Source organism: Rhizobium sp. CCGE 510, assembly GCF_000292525.1.
GTDB lineage: Bacteria > Pseudomonadota > Alphaproteobacteria > Rhizobiales > Rhizobiaceae > Rhizobium.
This window is the reverse complement of sequence record NZ_AEYF01000001.1, coordinates 292,109-308,365: the sequence shown is the minus strand read 5'-3', so window position 1 is coordinate 308,365 and position 16,257 is coordinate 292,109. Positions and strand designations below refer to the sequence as shown.

Annotated in this window: 16 protein-coding genes; 3 read left to right on the top strand and 13 right to left on the bottom strand. The window is 62.0% G+C overall.

Annotated elements, in window-relative coordinates:
* Positions 1-97: 97 nt before the first annotated feature.
* The 7 genes from cimA to cysS form a co-directional block, all read right to left on the bottom strand.
* Positions 98-1,711, bottom strand: coding sequence for a citramalate synthase (gene cimA / locus RCCGE510_RS01505; protein ID WP_007626474.1), 1,614 nt, complete (start codon positions 1,709-1,711; stop codon positions 98-100).
* A 180-nt stretch (positions 1,712-1,891) separates the two neighbouring features.
* Positions 1,892-2,854 carry a prolyl aminopeptidase gene (gene pip / locus RCCGE510_RS01500; protein ID WP_007626472.1) on the bottom strand — a complete coding sequence of 321 codons (963 nt, stop codon included), beginning with the start codon at positions 2,852-2,854 and terminating at the stop codon, positions 1,892-1,894.
* Positions 2,851-3,327, bottom strand: coding sequence for a GFA family protein (locus RCCGE510_RS01495; protein ID WP_007626471.1), 477 nt, complete (start codon positions 3,325-3,327; stop codon positions 2,851-2,853). Before RCCGE510_RS01495 ends, pip begins: the two co-directional genes overlap by 4 nt.
* Positions 3,324-3,812, bottom strand: a complete 489-nt coding sequence (locus RCCGE510_RS01490) for a GFA family protein (RefSeq protein WP_007626469.1) — start codon at positions 3,810-3,812, stop codon at positions 3,324-3,326. The genes RCCGE510_RS01495 and RCCGE510_RS01490 overlap by 4 nt, the downstream gene beginning before the upstream one ends.
* Complete coding sequence (locus RCCGE510_RS01485; RefSeq protein WP_007626467.1) at positions 3,809-4,285, bottom strand: GFA family protein; 477 nt, start codon at positions 4,283-4,285, stop codon at positions 3,809-3,811. Before RCCGE510_RS01485 ends, RCCGE510_RS01490 begins: the two co-directional genes overlap by 4 nt.
* Positions 4,282-4,650, bottom strand: coding sequence for a DUF559 domain-containing protein (locus tag RCCGE510_RS01480; RefSeq protein ID WP_081525664.1), 369 nt, complete (start codon positions 4,648-4,650; stop codon positions 4,282-4,284). Before RCCGE510_RS01480 ends, RCCGE510_RS01485 begins: the two co-directional genes overlap by 4 nt.
* Before the next feature lie 247 nt (positions 4,651-4,897).
* Positions 4,898-6,289, bottom strand: a complete 1,392-nt coding sequence (gene cysS, locus RCCGE510_RS01475; RefSeq protein ID WP_007626463.1) for a cysteine--tRNA ligase — start codon at positions 6,287-6,289, stop codon at positions 4,898-4,900.
* A 287-nt stretch (positions 6,290-6,576) separates the two neighbouring features.
* On the opposite strand from cysS, the gene RCCGE510_RS01470 reads away from it, so the two are divergent.
* A complete protein-coding gene (locus tag RCCGE510_RS01470; RefSeq protein WP_007626460.1) occupies positions 6,577-7,326 on the top strand; it encodes a GH25 family lysozyme in 750 nt (249 codons plus the stop codon).
* Between the two features lie 2 nt (positions 7,327-7,328).
* On the opposite strand, the gene RCCGE510_RS01465 is transcribed toward RCCGE510_RS01470, so the two are convergent.
* The 4 genes from RCCGE510_RS01465 to radA all read right to left on the bottom strand — a co-directional run bounded on the left by RCCGE510_RS01465 (position 7,329) and on the right by radA (position 11,896).
* Positions 7,329-8,069 (bottom strand): SDR family NAD(P)-dependent oxidoreductase, encoded by a 741-nt coding sequence (locus RCCGE510_RS01465; RefSeq protein WP_007626459.1) that lies wholly within the window; start codon positions 8,067-8,069, stop codon positions 7,329-7,331.
* Positions 8,070-8,146: 77 nt separating this feature from the next.
* Entirely contained in the window at positions 8,147-9,637 is a 1,491-nt protein-coding gene (gene purF / locus RCCGE510_RS01460; RefSeq protein ID WP_007626457.1) for an amidophosphoribosyltransferase, read from the bottom strand.
* Between the two features lie 150 nt (positions 9,638-9,787).
* Positions 9,788-10,405, bottom strand: coding sequence for a CvpA family protein (locus RCCGE510_RS01455; RefSeq protein WP_007626455.1), 618 nt, complete (start codon positions 10,403-10,405; stop codon positions 9,788-9,790).
* A 90-nt stretch (positions 10,406-10,495) separates the two neighbouring features.
* The gene (gene radA, locus RCCGE510_RS01450) at positions 10,496-11,896 is read right to left on the bottom strand and encodes a DNA repair protein RadA (RefSeq protein ID WP_007626454.1); all 1,401 of its coding nucleotides are present in this window, start codon (positions 11,894-11,896) and stop codon (positions 10,496-10,498) included.
* Between the two features lie 165 nt (positions 11,897-12,061).
* On the opposite strand from radA, the gene RCCGE510_RS01445 reads away from it, so the two are divergent.
* A complete protein-coding gene (locus tag RCCGE510_RS01445) occupies positions 12,062-12,697 on the top strand; it encodes a LysE family translocator (protein ID WP_007626448.1) in 636 nt (211 codons plus the stop codon).
* Between the two features lie 9 nt (positions 12,698-12,706).
* Here RCCGE510_RS01445 and alr read toward each other — a convergent pair whose 3' ends face one another.
* Positions 12,707-13,870 (bottom strand): alanine racemase, encoded by a 1,164-nt coding sequence (gene alr / locus RCCGE510_RS01440; RefSeq protein WP_037077481.1) that lies wholly within the window; start codon positions 13,868-13,870, stop codon positions 12,707-12,709.
* A 102-nt stretch (positions 13,871-13,972) separates the two neighbouring features.
* Positions 13,973-15,469: a replicative DNA helicase gene (locus RCCGE510_RS01435; protein WP_007626444.1), complete on the bottom strand. Its 1,497-nt coding sequence runs from the start codon at positions 15,467-15,469 to the stop codon at positions 13,973-13,975.
* 335 nt (positions 15,470-15,804) lie between these two features.
* On the opposite strand from RCCGE510_RS01435, the gene RCCGE510_RS01430 reads away from it, so the two are divergent.
* Positions 15,805-16,248 (top strand): MarR family winged helix-turn-helix transcriptional regulator, encoded by a 444-nt coding sequence (locus RCCGE510_RS01430; RefSeq protein WP_007626442.1) that lies wholly within the window; start codon positions 15,805-15,807, stop codon positions 16,246-16,248.
* The last annotated feature ends 9 nt before the right edge of the window (positions 16,249-16,257 follow it).

Sequence of the window (16,257 nt, the reverse complement as noted above, 5' to 3'; positions counted from 1 at the left end):
CATTTCGTTGAATAAAGGGTGAGAAGAATTGAAACGGAATCGAGGCAATGGGCCGATGATGGCGGCAACATGCCCGAGCCGAACCGGCGGAATAGATTTATTCCGCCGCGATCTTGCCTGCCAGCTGCCGGTTCTTCATCAGCTTGTAGATGACGGAATCCATCAGCGCCTGGAACGAGGCGTCGATGATGTTCTCCGAGACGCCGACCGTCCACCAGCGCACGCCGTCGCTGTCGGTGGATTCGATCAGCACGCGGGTGATCGCCTCGGTGCCGCCATTGAGGATACGCACCTTGAAATCGGCGAGCACCAGATCGTCGATCTCGTGCTGGTATTTGCCGAAATCCTTGCGCAGCGCCAGGTCGAGCGCGTTCACCGGGCCTTCGGCATCGGCAACCGACATCAGCGTCTGGCCGTCGATGGTGATCTTCACCACCGCCTCGGAGACGATCTTCACGCGGCCTAGACTGTCGAAGCGGCGCTCGATCATCACCCGGAAGCCTTCGATGGTGAAGAATTCCGGGATCGTGCCGAGCGTGCGGTGCGCCAGCAATTCGAAGCTCGCATCGGCGCCCTCATAGGCGTAACCGATGGATTCACGTTCCTTGACGATCGAGATCAGCAGGTCGAGCTTCGGATCGTCCTTGGCGACGGTAATGCCGCGCCGTTTCAGCGCATTGATGAAGTTTGCCTTGCCGCCCTGGTCTGAGACCATGACCTTGCGGAAGTTGCCGACAGTCTCCGGCGGCACGTGTTCATAGGTCCGCGGATCCTTGATCAGCGCCGATGCATGGATGCCGGCCTTGGTGGCGAAGGCGGAAGCGCCGACATAGGGCATCTGATGATCGGGCGAGCGGTTGAGCAGCTCGTCGAAGGCATGCGAGAGCCGGGTGAGGTTGAGCAGCCGCTCCTCGTCGATTGCCGTTTCGAAACGTGAGGTATAGGCGCTCTTCAGTGCCAGCGTCGGGATCAGCGTCACCAGATTGGCATTGCCGCAGCGCTCGCCGATGCCGTTCAGCGTGCCTTGGATCTGCCGGACGCCGGCTTCGACCGCGGCCAATGAATTGGCGACCGCCTGGCCGGTGTCGTTGTGGGCATGGATGCCAAGACAGTGGCCGGGAACGCCTGAAGCGATCACGGCCTCGACGATGGCACGCACCTCCGGCGGCTGCGTGCCGCCATTGGTGTCGCAGAGCACGACCCAGCGGGCGCCGCTGTCATAGGCCGTCTTGGCGCAGGCCAGCGCATAGGCCGGATTGGCCTTGAAGCCATCGAAGAAATGCTCGCAATCGACAATCGCCTCCTTGCCGGCGCCAACCGCCGCCTTGACGCTTTCGGCGATGCTTTCGAGGTTTTCCTCGTTGGTGCAGCCGAGCGCCACCGCAACATGATAATCCCAGCTCTTGGCGACAAAACAGATGGCGTCGCTTTTGGCCTGCAGCAACCCGGCAATACCGGGATCGTTGGAAACCGAAACGCCCGCCCGCTTCGTCATGCCGAAGGCAACGAAGCTGGCCTGGCTGGTGCGCTTCTCGCCGAAGAAGGCCGTATCCGTCGGATTGGCGCCGGGATAGCCGCCCTCGACGTAATCGATGCCGAATTCGTCCAGCATCGCGGCGATCGCAATCTTGTCCTCGACCGAGAAATCGATGCCGGGCGTCTGCTGCCCGTCCCGGAGCGTCGTGTCGAAGAGGTAGATGCGTTCTTTCATGTCGTTTCCTCCCGGCAGGCGGGTGTTGTTGTGGTGCGGATGCTGCCCCTCATCCGGCTGCCGCCACCTTCTCCGTGCTGACGGGGAGAAGGGATAGGCCGCGCCGTATCGCAGAGCTCGTCCCCTCTCCCCGCGCACGGGGAGAGGGCTAGGGTGAGGGGCTGCGCGGCCCTGAAACAATCAGTCCGCCTTCCCGGCAAACTTATCCGTCGCCCGGATCAACTGGTCGAGAATTCCCGGCTCCGAATAAGCATGGCCCGCACCCTCGATCAGGTGGAGCTCCGCCTTCGGCCAGGCCTTGTGCAGCAGCCAGGCATATTTGGCCGGGCAGGGCATGTCGTAACGGCCATGCACGATGACGCCGGGAATATCCTTGAGCTTGCCGGCGTCGCGGATCAGCTGTCCCTCATCCATCCAGCCGGCATTGACGAAGAAATGGTTCTCGATGCGGGCGAATGCATAGGCGAATTCCGGTTCCTCGAACTTGCCGCTCGTTGAAGGTTCGGGCAGCAGCGTGATCGTTTCGCCTTCCCAGATGCTCCAGGCCTGCGCGGCTGCAAGGCGCACGCTCCGGTCCTCATGCGTCAGGCGGCGATGATAGGAATGCATCATCTCATGCCGCTCTTCCGGTGGAATGGGAGCGATGAAGCGTTCCCATTTGTCCGGGAACATTTCCGAGACGCCGAACTGATAGTACCAGTCGAGCTCGGCCTTGGTCAGCGTATAGATCCCGCGCAGGATGAGCTCGGAGACGTGCTGCGGATGCGTCTCGGCATAGGCGAGCGCCAGGGTCGAACCCCAGGAGCCGCCGAACACCTGCCAGCTGTCGACGCCGGCCATTTCCCGCAGACGCTCGATATCGGCGACGAGATGCCAGGTGGTGTTGGCGTTGAGTTCGGCATGCGGCGTCGACCTGCCGCAGCCGCGCTGGTCGAAAAGCATGACGTCATAGAGGGTAGGATCGAAAAGCCGGCGATGGGCGGGCGAGATGCCGCCGCCCGGGCCGCCATGCAGGAAGACGGCGGGCTTGGCGCCCGGCGTTCCCGACCGCTCCCAATAGATAACATGGCCGTCGCCGACATCGAGATGGCCGGACGCATAGGGTTCGATCTCGGGATAGAGCGTGCGCAGGATCTCGGTCATATCTTCACGCCTTTCGCGGGCCAGACTGCGGTATCGTGATCGGGATGCTGGAAGGAGATGATCGCCTCCTGCCGCGCGTAGAAATCCTGATCCTTCAGCACCGGCGCTTCGAAGATTTCCTCGACCCAGGGCAGGCGGGCCTCGTAGTTTACCTGGACCAGCGGTGCCAGATCGCTGCGGTCGTCGAAGGTGCCGATTGCAAGCTCCAGCCCGCCCGGATGACGGTAGGTCATCGGTGTGCCGCAATCGCGGCAAAAGCCGCGCTCGATATTAACCGAGGACTGGAAATAGCTCGGTTCGCCGCGCGTCCATTCCATCCCGTCCTCCGGCGCCGTGACGAGCGCGGAGAAGAAACCGCCGAACTGCTTCTGGCACATGCGGCAATGGCAAATCGAGGGTCGCCCCAACTTGCCTGAAATGCGGAACCGCACGGCGCCGCATTGGCATCCGCCTGTTTTTATCGTGTCCGTCATGAGGTTTCTCCGAGGGGCCAGCTTTTCGTGTCGTGGTCGGGGTGCTGATGGTTGCTTGCAGCAATCGCGTCCTCGCGGTCGGGCGTTTCAGCCTCTGGTTCCAGCGGCAAGCCGGGGAGCGCGTGAAACCAGGACATTTTGCGGCCGGTGTTCGATTGCATCACCGGCCTGACCGCATCGGGATTATCCAGCGAGCCGAGCATGATGTTGATGAAATCCGTCTCCGGAATGTCGTAGAACAGCGGCGTGCCGCAATCGCCGCAGAAGCCGCGCCGCACCAGGTCCGAGGATTGAAACCATTTCGGCGCGCCGCGCGTCAGCTCGAAATCTTGACGCTTGGCCGCTGCAAGCGGCATGAAATAATTGCCGGCCGCCTTCTGGCACATGCGGCAATGGCAAAGGTGGGGATAACCGAGTTCTCCTTCAGCGCGGTAACGCACCGCACCGCACTGGCAGCCGCCGCTTTTGTCTGCGTCCACTGTCATCTTGGCTCCTTGGGCGGCCATGCCAGCGTCTCATGATCGGGATGCTGGAAGGAGACGAGTTCGAGCACGAAGGGGGCGGCTTGCGCATCCTCCTCCGTCCGGTGGCCCGGCAATTCGTGCAGGTGATCGACAAAGCCGATCTTGCCCTCGATGCCGAATTGCACCACCGGCGGAAGCGCCGAAGGATCGTCGAAGGCGCCCGCGGCAACCGCAACCCCGTCAGGCGCCTCGTAGGAGAGCGGCGTGCCGCAATCGCCGCAGAAGCCGCGCTCGACGAAATTGGAGGAGCGGAATTTCTTGCGCGCTCCTCGCGTCCATTCGAAATCGGCGCCGCGCACCGACACCAACGGCGCATAATAGGCCCCGAACGCCTTCTGGCACATGCGGCAATGACAGATCGACGAATCCTTGAGTTCGCCGCTGACGCGAAATCGCACCGCACCGCACTGGCAGCCGCCGGTATAGGTGGTCATAGCAGATCCCTTCCGATGGTGCGGATGATGTGGGTGCACACGTTGTCGATATCCCGGAGGATATCATCGTTCCAAAAGCGCAGGACAATCCAGCCGTCCGTTTGGAGACGTCGAGTCCGGATCTCATCGTAAGAGATGTTCGAGGCGAGGGCGTGCGGCGAGCCGTCTATCTCGACGATAAGGCGATGGGCGGGGCATGCGAAGTCAACGATATAACCGGCGATCGGCATTTGTCGGCGGAAGCTGAGGCCCATCAGGCGATGGGCGCGAAGCTCGTTCCAAAGTTTCAACTCCGCATCGGTCAGAGCTTTGCGCATGCGCCGGGCGTTCGTCCGCCGTTGGGGCGGAACTGGTGCATGCGGCATGGCTTGCCTCTCGCTATGACGTGACGGGGCTGCGGCGGCACCCCCCTCTGCCCTGCCGAGCATCTCCCCCACAAGGGGGGAGATCGGATAGGAGCGGTCGCTCGCCCTAATCAAACGCCTCAGATGGCCGAAGCCACTTGGTGCTCGGTCGATATCTTGGCAAGCTGGAGCGTCTTGCCGATCTCCCCCCTTGTGGGGGAGATGCCCGGCAGGGCAGAGGGGGGTATCTCTTGCCGCCCAACCCATCCTACCGCTTGACCTCCCACGTCGTCACCCGCTCGCCGGTCGATGCATCCTTGCCGTCCTTCAGCTGGATGCCCTTCGCGGTCAACTCGTCGCGGATCTTGTCGGCCTCGGCGAAGTTTTTCGCCTTCAGCATTTCAAGACGCATGGCGACCAGCGCGTCGACTGCGGCTGCAACGGCCGCGTCGATTTCTGCTTTCTTCGGCAGCAGCCCGAGGAGGGCAGCCGTTGCCGCGAAGGCGGCGCCGGCGGCGGCATCGGTGTGAGCAGCTTGCGCCAGCGCATGCAATGCCTGCACCGCCGCGACCGTATTGAGGTCGTCGGCGAGCGCGTTCAGCACGGTTTCGTCCGGTGCTGCATCCCCGGCGTCTGTCGCCGGCCATTTGGCGAGCAGACGTTCGGCCTCTTCCAGTCGCTTGATCGAAAAGTCGATCGGCTCGCGGTAATGCGTCATCAGCATGGCAAGGCGCAGCACCTGGCCCGGCCATTTGCGGCCGCCGAAGGTTTCCGTGTGCAGCAACTCGTGGATGGTGACGAAATTGCCTTCGGATTTCGACATCTTGCGACCTTCGACCTGCAGGAAGCCGTTATGCATCCAGACATTCGCCATCACCTCGGTGCCGTGGGCGCAGCGCGACTGGGCGATCTCGTTTTCATGATGCGGGAAGATCAGGTCCAGCCCGCCGCCATGAATGTCGAAGACATCGCCGAGATAGCGCTTGCTCATCGCCGAGCACTCGATGTGCCAGCCAGGCCGGCCGCGGCCCCACGGGCTCTCCCAGCCGGGCTCGTTGTGGCTCGACAGCTTCCAGAGTACGAAATCACCCGAGTTCTTCTTGTGCGCGTCGACGGCGATGCGGGCACCGGCCTGCTGCTCGTCGAGCGGGCGCTTCGAAAGCTGGCCGTAATCCGCCATGGACTTGGTGTCGAACAGCACTTCGCCTGCTGCGACATAGGCATGGCCATAGCCGATCAGCTTCTCGATGATCTCGGTCATCTCAACAATATTGTCGGTCGCACGCGGCTCGAAGTTCGGCTCCAGGCAGCCGAGTTCGGCGACATCGGCGTGAAATTGAGTCTCGGTCTTTTCGGTGACCGCCCGGATCGCTTCGTTGAGCGGCAGGCCGGGATGATCTCTCAGCGCCCGCGCATTGATCTTGTCGTCGACGTCGGTGATGTTGCGGGCATAGGTGACGTGGTCTTCGCCATAGACATGACGCAACAGCCGGAACAGCACGTCGAAGACGATGACCGGCCGGGCATTGCCGATGTGGGCGAAATCATAGACGGTCGGGCCGCAGACATACATGCGGACATTGTTGGGATCGATCGGCGAAAGAACCGATTCTTCCCGTGTCAGCGTGTTGTACAGCTTCAGTTCCGGCATGCCGCCCATTCCACTCTCCCATAAGTACAATCAGAAAAATATCGCGACCGGCGGACCGGGGCGTTTCGCATCTTGACTATTTGGGAGACGAAAACGGCCGGGCCAGCGCTTGCGCTAGCGAATAATCTTTCCGCAGATAATGCAGATAACCGTTTTCATGCCGCGTTTTATGGCGTGGGAATGACGTTTGGTCAAGAGGGGCGAGGAACGATCCCGGCGGCACGGCTCGTCCGCCATTTTCACGGCACAAATCGTTTATAGGCAATTGGGAAAGGACTGAAAATAGGGGGAAATGTGTGAGAAGCCTGGTTCGATGGACGATTGCAGCGACGGCAATTCTGGCAGTCGCATTGGCTGCATATTTCGCATACGATTTCGGAATGCTTCGCTTCAACAATCCATCCTTGAGCCGCTATCCGATCCAAGGCATCGATGTCAGCCATCACCAGGGTGACATCGATTGGATGACGGTGGCTTCGCGGCCGAACGTCCGTTTCGCGATCATGAAGGCGACCGAAGGCGGAGATCACAGGGATTCCAGGTTCGCCGACAACTGGCAGCGCGCCGGCGATGCCGGAGTGGTCAGGGGCGCCTATCATTTCTTCACCTTCTGCCGCCCGGGCAAGGATCAGGCACAGAATGTCCTGGCAACCGTGCCGAGGGAGCCGGGAACCCTGCCTATCGCCGTCGATCTGGAGTTTGTCGGCAATTGCAGCAAGGTCCCGACGCTTGAGGAAATGGCGACTGAGGTGAACGCATTCGTCACCGAGCTGAAAGGCACCTTTCCGGAGAAGCCGATTTTCTATGTCACCCAGGAGTTCTTTGATCGCTATCTGAAAGGCAATGAATCCCGCTTCCCCGACCATTACCTGTGGCTGCGAAGCGTGTTCCAGGAGCCGGCGCAGCAAGAATGCGGTCGCTGGTCGATCTGGCAGTTTGCCGATAACGGCACTGTCGACGGCATTCAGGGGGCGGTGGACCTCAACGCTCTATGCCCGTCGGAGACAGGCTTCGCACATCTGTTCCCAGCCGTTGCTGTGAACTGACGCTAATCCGGCAGGCGGTAGTCGACGAGCTTGTTTTCCCGCACAACGAACAGCTTGCCGGTCTCGGTCACGCCGGGGCCGAGCAGCGGCAGGATCGCCCTGGCGATCTCGGAGGGATGCGGCAGCGTCTGCGGATCTTCGCCGGGCACCGCCTGGGCGCGCATCGCCGTGCGGGTCGCGCCCGGATCGACACTGGTGATGCGCAGCGGCGTCGATTGGCTCTCGCCGGCCCAGGTCCGGGCCAGCGCCTCGACAGCGGCCTTGGACGCGGAATAGGCGCTCCAGAATGGCCGGCACTTGTGAGCCGCGCCTGATGACAGGATGACGGCGCGGCCTGCATCCGAGCGGGCGAGCAGCGGATCGACCGAGCGGATCAGCCGCCATGTGGCGGTGACGTTGATGGTCATCACCTTTTCGAACACCTTCGCCTCGATATGGCCGATCGGCGAAATGACGCCGAGCACGCCGGCATTGGCGACGAGGATGTCGAGTTTGCCCCAGCGCTCGAAGATCGAGCCGCCGAGCGCGTCAATCGCATTCATGTCGGCCAGGTCGAAGGGTACCAGCGTCGCCGTGCCGCCGACCGCCTTGATGGCATCGTCGAGATCCTCGAGCCCACCGACGGTGCGGGCGCAGGCGATCACATGGGCGCCGGCTTTGGCAAGCTCCAGCGCCGTGAAATAGCCGATACCGCGCGATGCACCGGTGACGAGTGCGATCTTGCCCTCAAGATTGATGTTCATCTGTTCCGGTTCCGGATTTGCGTGCGAAGGCGAGGGGCGCAAGAGCCCCTCGGAAGGGAAGGCAAAGCAGCGGCGGCTCAGCCGTTGCTGGCAAGCATCGAAAGCTTGTTGCCAATCGACTCGCCGTTCTTGTCGAGCAGGCGGGTCGGATAGTCACCGGTGAAGTAGTGGTCGGTGAACTGCGGGCGAGCCGGATTGCGGTCCTCGCCGCCGACGGCGCGGTAAAGCCCGTTGATCGACAGGAAGGCAAGCGAATCCGCGCCGATATATTTGGCCATGGCCTCGACATCGGCATACTGGTTGGCCAAGAGCTTTTCGGCATCGGGCGTGTCGATGCCGTAGAAATCCGGGAAGAAGATCATCGGGCTGGCGACGCGGAGATGGACTTCGAGCGCGCCGGCCTCACGGATCATCTGGACGATCTTGAGAGAGGTCGTGCCGCGCACGATGGAATCATCGACCAGCACCACACGCTTGCCTTCGATCATCGCCCGGTTGGCCGAATGCTTCAGCTTCACGCCGAAGGCGCGGATCTGCTGCGTCGGCTCGATGAAGGTGCGGCCGACATAGTGGTTGCGGATGATGCCGTATTCGAAGGGAATACCGCTTTCCTGTGCGAAGCCGAGAGCCGCCGGCGTGCCGCCGTCCGGCACCGGCACGACAACGTCGGCCTCGACGGGCGATTCCTTGGCGAGGTTCATGCCCATGTTCTTGCGCGTCGTATAGACGTTGCGGCCGCCGACCACCGAGTCCGGCCGGGCGAAATAGACATATTCGAACAGGCAGAGGCGCTCCGGCTGCGGTTTGCCGGGCTTGCGGGCATCGATGCTGATCGAGCCGTCGGGCTGGATTTCGCAGATGACGACCTCGCCGTTCTCCACGTCGCGGACGAACTTGGCGCCGATGATGTCGAGCGCGCAGGTTTCCGAACAGAAGATCGGTTTGCCGTCGAGTTCGCCCATCACCAGCGGGCGGATGCCGGTCGGGTCGCGCGCGGCAATCAGCTTGGTGCGCGTCATGGCAAGCATCGAATAGCCGCCCTCCATCTGGCGGATGGCGTCGATGAAGCGGTCGGAGGTGGAGGCATGGCGGGAGCGGGCGATGAGATGGAGGACGACTTCGGTATCGGAGGTCGATTGACAGATGGCGCCGGTCGCGATGATCTGGCGGCGCAGCGTCAGGCCGTTGGTGAAATTGCCGTTATGGGCAATGGCGATGCCGCCTTCCTCAAGTTCGGCAAACAGCGGCTGCACATTGCGCATCGCCACTTCGCCTGTCGTGGAATAGCGCGTATGGCCGATCGATATGCTGCCGGGCAAGCGGGCAAGCGTCATCGGATTGGTATAATGGTCGCCGACGAGGCCCATGTGGCGCTCCTGGTAGAAGCGCTTGCCATCGAAGGAGACGATGCCGGCCGCTTCCTGCCCGCGATGCTGCAGGGCATGCAGGCCGAGAGCCGTGAGTGCTGCGGCATCGGGATGTCCCAGAATTCCGAAAACCCCGCATTCTTCATGCAGCGTATCTCCGTCGAGCGGATCGTCGGTCGGGAAGGAATGGGACTGGTTCATTTCTGCGGGCCTCTGCTCTCACAAGAATGGATCGGCATTTCCAGAAATAACTGAAGCCCGGCTAAGCTGTTATGCCCGGCCGGACCCCTTATTTGACATCCCGCTCAAATGGCAATTGCCGGAGGGCGGGTCAAGCTCTTGAACACTGTGTCAATTCGCTGGCTGTTGTGCAGGCGCGGTCGGTGCGTCTTCTGCCGGCGCTTGGTCGCCCGTCGGCGGATTGGTGCCCTCAGCGCCCTGTGCCGGCGGCTGAAGCTTATCACGGATGCTCGCCGGTATCATCTGGGCAAATTGCTCGGGCAGAACCGATTTCAGCTTCACGACCATAGAATCCAGGAAGGGCTTCGATTTCGCTTGATTGACCCAGGCCGGGCGGTGGTCGGCATCGACCAGCCAGTTCCAGAAGGCGACGGCGACGACCAGCAGCAGCACGCCGCGCGCTGCCCCGAACAGGAAGCCGAGCGTGCGGTCCAGCGCGCCGACGCGGCTGTCGATGATAAAATCGGCAATCTTCATCGTGATGAAGGAGATGACGATGAGCGCAATCAGGAAGACGACCGCCGCCGAGCCAACGATCGCAATGCGGTCGTCATCGGTGTATTTCTTCGCGTAGGGCAGCAGGTAGGGATAGAGGTAATAGGCCGCCGCCGCCGATCCGCCCCAGCTCGCGATCGAGAGGATCTCGCGCGAAAAGCCGCGGACCATCGCCAGCACGGCGGAGAAGAGCACGACGCCGATGACAATACCGTCGAAAATCGTAATGGGCATGTAAATTCAACTCCAGGACTGCCGCTTGGCGGCCGTGTCGTGCCTTATCGTGTGCCTCCTATATCATCACCAATCTTGGCAATGAAAGGATCAAACCTCGTCTTCCACACGCAGCGCTCCCTTCGATCCGGCGATGCGCGCCACCAGATCCGGCAGGCTTTCGACCTCGCTCCACCGCCCGCCGGAGCCCTTCGGCAATTCGGCGGAGGCGGATGGAAGCAATGCTGCGGAAAAACCCAGCTTCTCGGCTTCCTTGAGGCGCTGGGCGGTGTGCGCAACCGGCCGGATGGCGCCCGACAGGCTGACTTCGCCGAAATAGACGCAATCGGCGGGAAGGGCAATACCGGCAAGCGAGGAAACGAGCGCCGAGGCGACGGCGAGATCGGCCGCCGGTTCGGTGATGCGGTAACCGCCGGCGACATTGAGGTAGACGTCATGCTGGCCGAGCCTGACGCCGCAATGCGCCTCCAGCACCGCGAGGATCATCGACAGCCGGGCCGAATCCCACCCGACCACCGCGCGCCTGGGCGTGCCGAGCGAGGTCGGCGCCACCAGCGCCTGCACCTCGACCAGCACCGGACGTGTGCCCTCCATGCCGGCAAAGACGGCGGCACCCGGCGATTTCTCGTTGCGCTCGCCGAGGAAGAGCTCCGAGGGGTTGGCGACCTCGCGCAGGCCCTTGTCGGACATTTCGAAGACGCCGATCTCGTCGGTCGGGCCGAAGCGGTTCTTGACCGTGCGCAGGATGCGGTAGTGATGGCCGCGATCGCCCTCGAAATAGAGCACAGCGTCGACCATGTGCTCGACGACGCGCGGGCCGGCGATCTGTCCGTCCTTGGTGACATGCCCGACCAGCACCATGGCGGCGCCGGTCTGCTTGGCGAAACGGATCATCGCCTGCACGCCGGTGCGCACCTGCGTCACCGTTCCCGGCGCGGATTCGGCAAGTTCGCTCCACAGCGTCTGGATGGAATCGATAATGACGAGGTCTGGCCGCTTGCCCTCGGCAAGGGTCGCCAGAATATCCTCGACATTGGTTTCGGCCGCCAGCATCACATCGGTATCGGCCGCCGCAAGGCGCTGTGCCCGCAACCGGACCTGCGCTACGGCTTCTTCGCCGGAGACATAGATGATCTTGTGGCCGCGCCGCGCAAGGGCGGCCGCCGCCTGCATCAGCAGCGTCGATTTGCCGATACCGGGATCGCCGCCGATCAGCACAGCCGACCCGCGTACGAAACCGCCGCCGAGCGCCCGGTCGAGCTCCGACATGGCGGTATGAATGCGCGGCGCCTCCTCGATCTCGCCTGACAGCGCCGTCAGCGCCACCGGCCGGCCCTTCTTCGGCGTTTTGCCGGGACCGGAGCCGATCCCGCCCATCGGGTCCTCTTCGACGATGGTATTCCATTCGCCGCAGTTCTCGCATTTGCCGGCCCAGCGGTTGTGGATCGTGCCGCAACTCTGGCAGATGAATTGTGTTCTGGCCTTCGCCATCAGTCACTCTTTCAGTCCGGGTTCCCGACTGAAGCAGACACGCCGCTTCATCGAATCATTGTCGTGCCTGAGATAATGGCTATCGCGACAGATCAAAACTAATGATTTCCCCATCAGCGCCTCCCGTGCCTATGCTTTGCCTCTGCTCATTCTGAACGGTGGAAGATGTTCGATTATTCAATTGCGCACTGGTTTGCATTTCTCTCGGCGGCGGTTCTGCTCAACCTGTCGCCCGGCCCCGACATCGCCTTCATCCTCGGTCACACGATGAGAAGCGGAAAACGCGCCGGTTTTTCCGCGCTGTTCGGCGTCTGGTCCGGTGCCTGCCTGCATGTTCTGATGGCAGCGCTCGGCCTTTCCGCCGTGCTCGCCGCTTCTTCAGTCGCCTTCTCCGCGGTCAAATGGATCGGCGCCGCCTATCTCGTCTGGCTGGGAATTCAGGCTTTGCGCGCCGGCGGCGGCGATGGCCTGATAAAGGTTGCCGGTGAAAAAATGCCGGCAGCAAGGATCTACCGACAGGGCATTCTGGTTTCACTGCTCAATCCGAAAGTGGCGATTTTCTTCCTGGCCTTCCTGCCGCAATTCGTCGTCGAAGGGGCAGGGCCGGCATGGGCCCAGCTCATGCTGCATGGCGGGTTGATCATCGTCGTCGCCGCCTTCATCGAGCCGCCGCTCGTCCTTCTCGGAGGGCGTCTTGCCGATGCGCTCAGGCATAATCAAAAAGTCGGGCTATGGCTCGATCGCGGCCTCGGCGCGCTTTTCCTGGCGCTCGGCGTCCGCCTTGCGCTCAGCAGCCGCTGACGGGGGAAGCTATTCCTCGTCGGCGACATAGCGCCGCTCGTGACGGAGCCCGATGCTCGTCAGGATCTCGTATCCGATCGTGCCTGCCACCCGCGCCACGTCGTCCAGGGCCATGTTCTTTCCGAACAGCTCGACATAATCCCCGGCGCGCACGGCGTTGTCGGGCAGATCCGTCACGTCGAAGATCGTCAGGTCCATGGTGATCCTCCCCGCGACCGGCACCTTATGACCGGCGATGAAGCCTTGCCCACCCTGCGGGACGACCTGGCGCAGCGGCACGCCGCCGCTCGACAGGCTGCGCATGTAGCCGTCGGCATAACCGGCCGAAGCGATCGCCAGCCGGCTTTTGCGGCTAAGCTGCAGCGCCCGTCCGTAGCTGACGGTCTCACCGGCCTCGACGCTGCGCACCTGGATGATGCGGGCTTCCGCGGTTGCCACCGGCCGCATCGGATTGGCCATGCCGCAGACCGCCTCGCCGCCATAAAGCGCGATACCGGGACGGGTCAGGTCGAAGTGATAATCCTCGCCGAGGAAAATGCCGGCCGAGGCGGCAAGGCTTGAATCGATGCCTTCATAGGCGGCGCTAACCCTGTGGAATGATTCGAGTTGCTGCCGGTTCATCGCATGGCTGGGCTCGTCGGCGCAGGCGAGATGGCTCATGACAAGCACCGGCGCGAAGCTCGCCGGCCGCGAGACGTCGTCGGCAAGCGCGATCGCATCGTCCATATGCAGTCCGAGCCGATTGAAACCGGTATCGACATGCAGCGCGCAGGGGTAGTCACCGTAATCGGCAAGCACCGCCATCCAGAAGGCGAGCTGCTCGTCGGAAGAAATCACCGGTACCAGATCGTTTTCGAAGAAGCGCCGCTCGGTGCCCGGCCATATGCCCGAGAGCACGAAGATGCGCGCCTCGGGTGCATAGAGGCGAAGCGTCACGCCCTCGTCGACGGTGGCGACGAAGAAATCGCGAGCGCCTGCCACATAGAGCGCTTCGCCGGCATCCTCGATGCCCATGCCGTAAGCATCCGCCTTGACGACCGCCGAAGCGCGCGCCGCACCGGAGCGACGCGCCATGTCGCGCCAGTTCTCCGTCAGGGCCGTCAGGTCGACGGTCAGCCGCAGGCCTGCCGAGGCAAAATTATCGTCTTCGGGGGCGTCGAGAAATTCGCTCATGATCCACATCGAAAAGAGGCCGGAGAAGGATTCTCCGGCCAGTTTAGAGGTCAATGTTGTCGGGGGGAAGTCCGGCCGCTGCATTGCAGCAGCATCGCGCGATCAGTGCTCTTCATATTGGGTGAAGGACGGATCGGCGAGATCGGCGAAGCGGGTGAATTCCGCCTGGAAGGCGAGCTTCACCGTGCCGGTCGGCCCGTGGCGCTGCTTGGCGATGATGACGTCGGCGGTGCCCTTCACCTTGTCGAACAGCGCTTCCCATTCCGGATATTTCGGATCGTGGATGTCGCGCGGTTCCGAATTTTTGACGTAGTATTCCTCGCGGAACACGAAGAGCACGACGTCGGCGTCCTGCTCGATCGAGCCGGATTCGCGAAGGTCGGAGAGCTGCGGCCGCTTGTCGTCGCGGCTTTCCACCTGACGCGACAGCTGCGACAGGGCGATGATCGGAACGTTGAGTTCCTTGCCGAGCGCCTTCAGGCCGGTGGTGATCTGGGTGATTTCCTGCACGCGGTTGTCGCTGGATTTACCCGAACCGGTCATCAGCTGGATGTAGTCGACCACCAGCACGTCGAGGCCACGCTGGCGCTTGAGACGGCGTGCGCGCGCCGAAAGCTGGGCGATCGAGATGCCGCCGGTCTGGTCGATATAGAGCGGCACCTTCTGCATCATCATCGAGCAGGCGACGAGCTTTTCGAAATCGGCATCGTTGATGTCGCCGCGGCGGATCTTCGAAGAAGAGACTTCCGTCTGCTCGGAGATGATACGGGTGGCAAGCTGTTCGGACGACATTTCGAGCGAATAGAAGCCGACGACGCCGCCATTCTTAGCCTTCATGCTGCCGTCCGGCTGGACTTCACCTTCGTAGCCGGCGGCGATATTATAGGCGATGTTGGTGGCAAGCGAGGTCTTGCCCATGCCGGGGCGTCCGGCAAGCACGATCAAGTCCGAACGCTGCAGGCCGCCCATCTTCGAATCCAGCGAATGGATGCCGGTGGAGATGCCGGAAAGCCCGCCGTCCCGTTCCTTGGCGACGGCCGCCATGTCAATCGCCAGCGCAACCGCATCGTTGAAGGCCTGGAAGCCGCCGTCGTAGCGGCCGTTTTCCGCCAGTTCGAAGAGGCGGCGTTCGGTATCCTCGATCTGCGACTGCGGCGGCATGTCGAGCGGCGCGTCATAGGCGATGTTGACGACATCCTCGCCGATGGTGATCAGCGCCCGGCGCAGCGCCAGGTCGTAGATCGCCCGGCCGTAATCCTCGGCATTGATGACGGTGACGGCATTGCTGACAAGGCTCGCCAGATATTGCGAAACCGTCATGTCGCCGACCTTTTCGTCGGCCTTCAGGAAGGTCTTGATCGTCACCGGATTGGCGATCTTGCCCATGCGGATGATATCGCCGGCAACCTCGAAGATCTTCCTGTGCAGCGGTTCATAGAGATGAATCGGCTTCAGGAAGTCCGACACCCGGTAATAGGCGTCGTTGTTCATCAGGACAGCACCCAGAAGCGCCTGTTCGGCTTCGATATTGTTGGGTGCTTCGCGATAATGCTGCTCCGACGGAGCAACAGCTGCAATCTTTCGAGCGGCGTCGTTCATCATCATCCGTTCTGTCTTTTTCCAGCTCCGGATTCGCAATTCCGGACGCGAAAATCAAGAGGCCGCGAAGGGAGCGGGGGCTCGCTTCGCTTAAATCCTGAACGCTGTGCACGTTGTTCGACTTCTCCACAGTCCTGGGGACCTAAAGGAGAAAATACCCGGAGTGTCACCCGCGCGACACGGTACCGACTCACCCTAGCCTCCGGAGGCTCTATTTTACTGCGATGACCTCCGGCACGCAGCAAAAACATCCGATGGTCCACTTGAAAAAGTGCTGTTCTTTGATAAATAAGCATCCATATAATTAGCATACTACTTAAAAATAGGCCGGACTCATGCCGAATAAATCCCTCGGGCGCGAACTCATCGAGGACATCGCTGCTTTTAGCCGCAAGCTGCGAGTTGCCTTCGATGCGCTCGTCAAGGAACGAGATATGACGCTGCCGCGCGCCCGCGTCTTCTTCGCGTTGAACACGAAGGATGGAATCAATCAGCGCGAATTGGCCGACAAATTGGAACTAGAGACGCCGACGCTGGTTCGAATTCTCGACACGATGGAAGGGCAGGGTTTCGTCGAACGCCGCGTCCCCGGTTTCGATCGTCGCGCCAAGGAAATATATCTCACCGAAAGCGGCAGGGTCTCGGCCGGCGAGGTCGAGGAAATCGCATGGAAAATGCGCGCCCGGGTCGTTGCCGGAATTCCTGAGAGCGACCTAAGGACGACGCTGAGCGTGATCCGCGCCATGCAGGCCAATCTGCAGACGATGCGCGGATCATGAGGAGAGCTC

Coding starts and splice junctions, on each gene's coding strand:
- cimA (WP_007626474.1), bottom strand. CDS start 1,711: ATGAAAGAACGCATCTACCTCTTCGACACGACGCTCCGGGACGGGCAG.
- pip (WP_007626472.1), bottom strand. CDS start 2,854: ATGACCGAGATCCTGCGCACGCTCTATCCCGAGATCGAACCCTATGCG.
- RCCGE510_RS01495 (WP_007626471.1), bottom strand. CDS start 3,327: ATGACGGACACGATAAAAACAGGCGGATGCCAATGCGGCGCCGTGCGG.
- RCCGE510_RS01490 (WP_007626469.1), bottom strand. CDS start 3,812: ATGACAGTGGACGCAGACAAAAGCGGCGGCTGCCAGTGCGGTGCGGTG.
- RCCGE510_RS01485 (WP_007626467.1), bottom strand. CDS start 4,285: ATGACCACCTATACCGGCGGCTGCCAGTGCGGTGCGGTGCGATTTCGC.
- RCCGE510_RS01480 (WP_081525664.1), bottom strand. CDS start 4,650: ATGCCGCATGCACCAGTTCCGCCCCAACGGCGGACGAACGCCCGGCGC.
- cysS (WP_007626463.1), bottom strand. CDS start 6,289: ATGGGCGGCATGCCGGAACTGAAGCTGTACAACACGCTGACACGGGAA.
- RCCGE510_RS01465 (WP_007626459.1), bottom strand. CDS start 8,069: ATGAACATCAATCTTGAGGGCAAGATCGCACTCGTCACCGGTGCATCG.
- purF (WP_007626457.1), bottom strand. CDS start 9,637: ATGAACCAGTCCCATTCCTTCCCGACCGACGATCCGCTCGACGGAGAT.
- RCCGE510_RS01455 (WP_007626455.1), bottom strand. CDS start 10,405: ATGCCCATTACGATTTTCGACGGTATTGTCATCGGCGTCGTGCTCTTC.
- radA (WP_007626454.1), bottom strand. CDS start 11,896: ATGGCGAAGGCCAGAACACAATTCATCTGCCAGAGTTGCGGCACGATC.
- RCCGE510_RS01445 (WP_007626448.1), top strand. CDS start 12,062: ATGTTCGATTATTCAATTGCGCACTGGTTTGCATTTCTCTCGGCGGCG.
- alr (WP_037077481.1), bottom strand. CDS start 13,870: ATGAGCGAATTTCTCGACGCCCCCGAAGACGATAATTTTGCCTCGGCA.
- RCCGE510_RS01435 (WP_007626444.1), bottom strand. CDS start 15,469: ATGAACGACGCCGCTCGAAAGATTGCAGCTGTTGCTCCGTCGGAGCAG.
- RCCGE510_RS01430 (WP_007626442.1), top strand. CDS start 15,805: ATGCCGAATAAATCCCTCGGGCGCGAACTCATCGAGGACATCGCTGCT.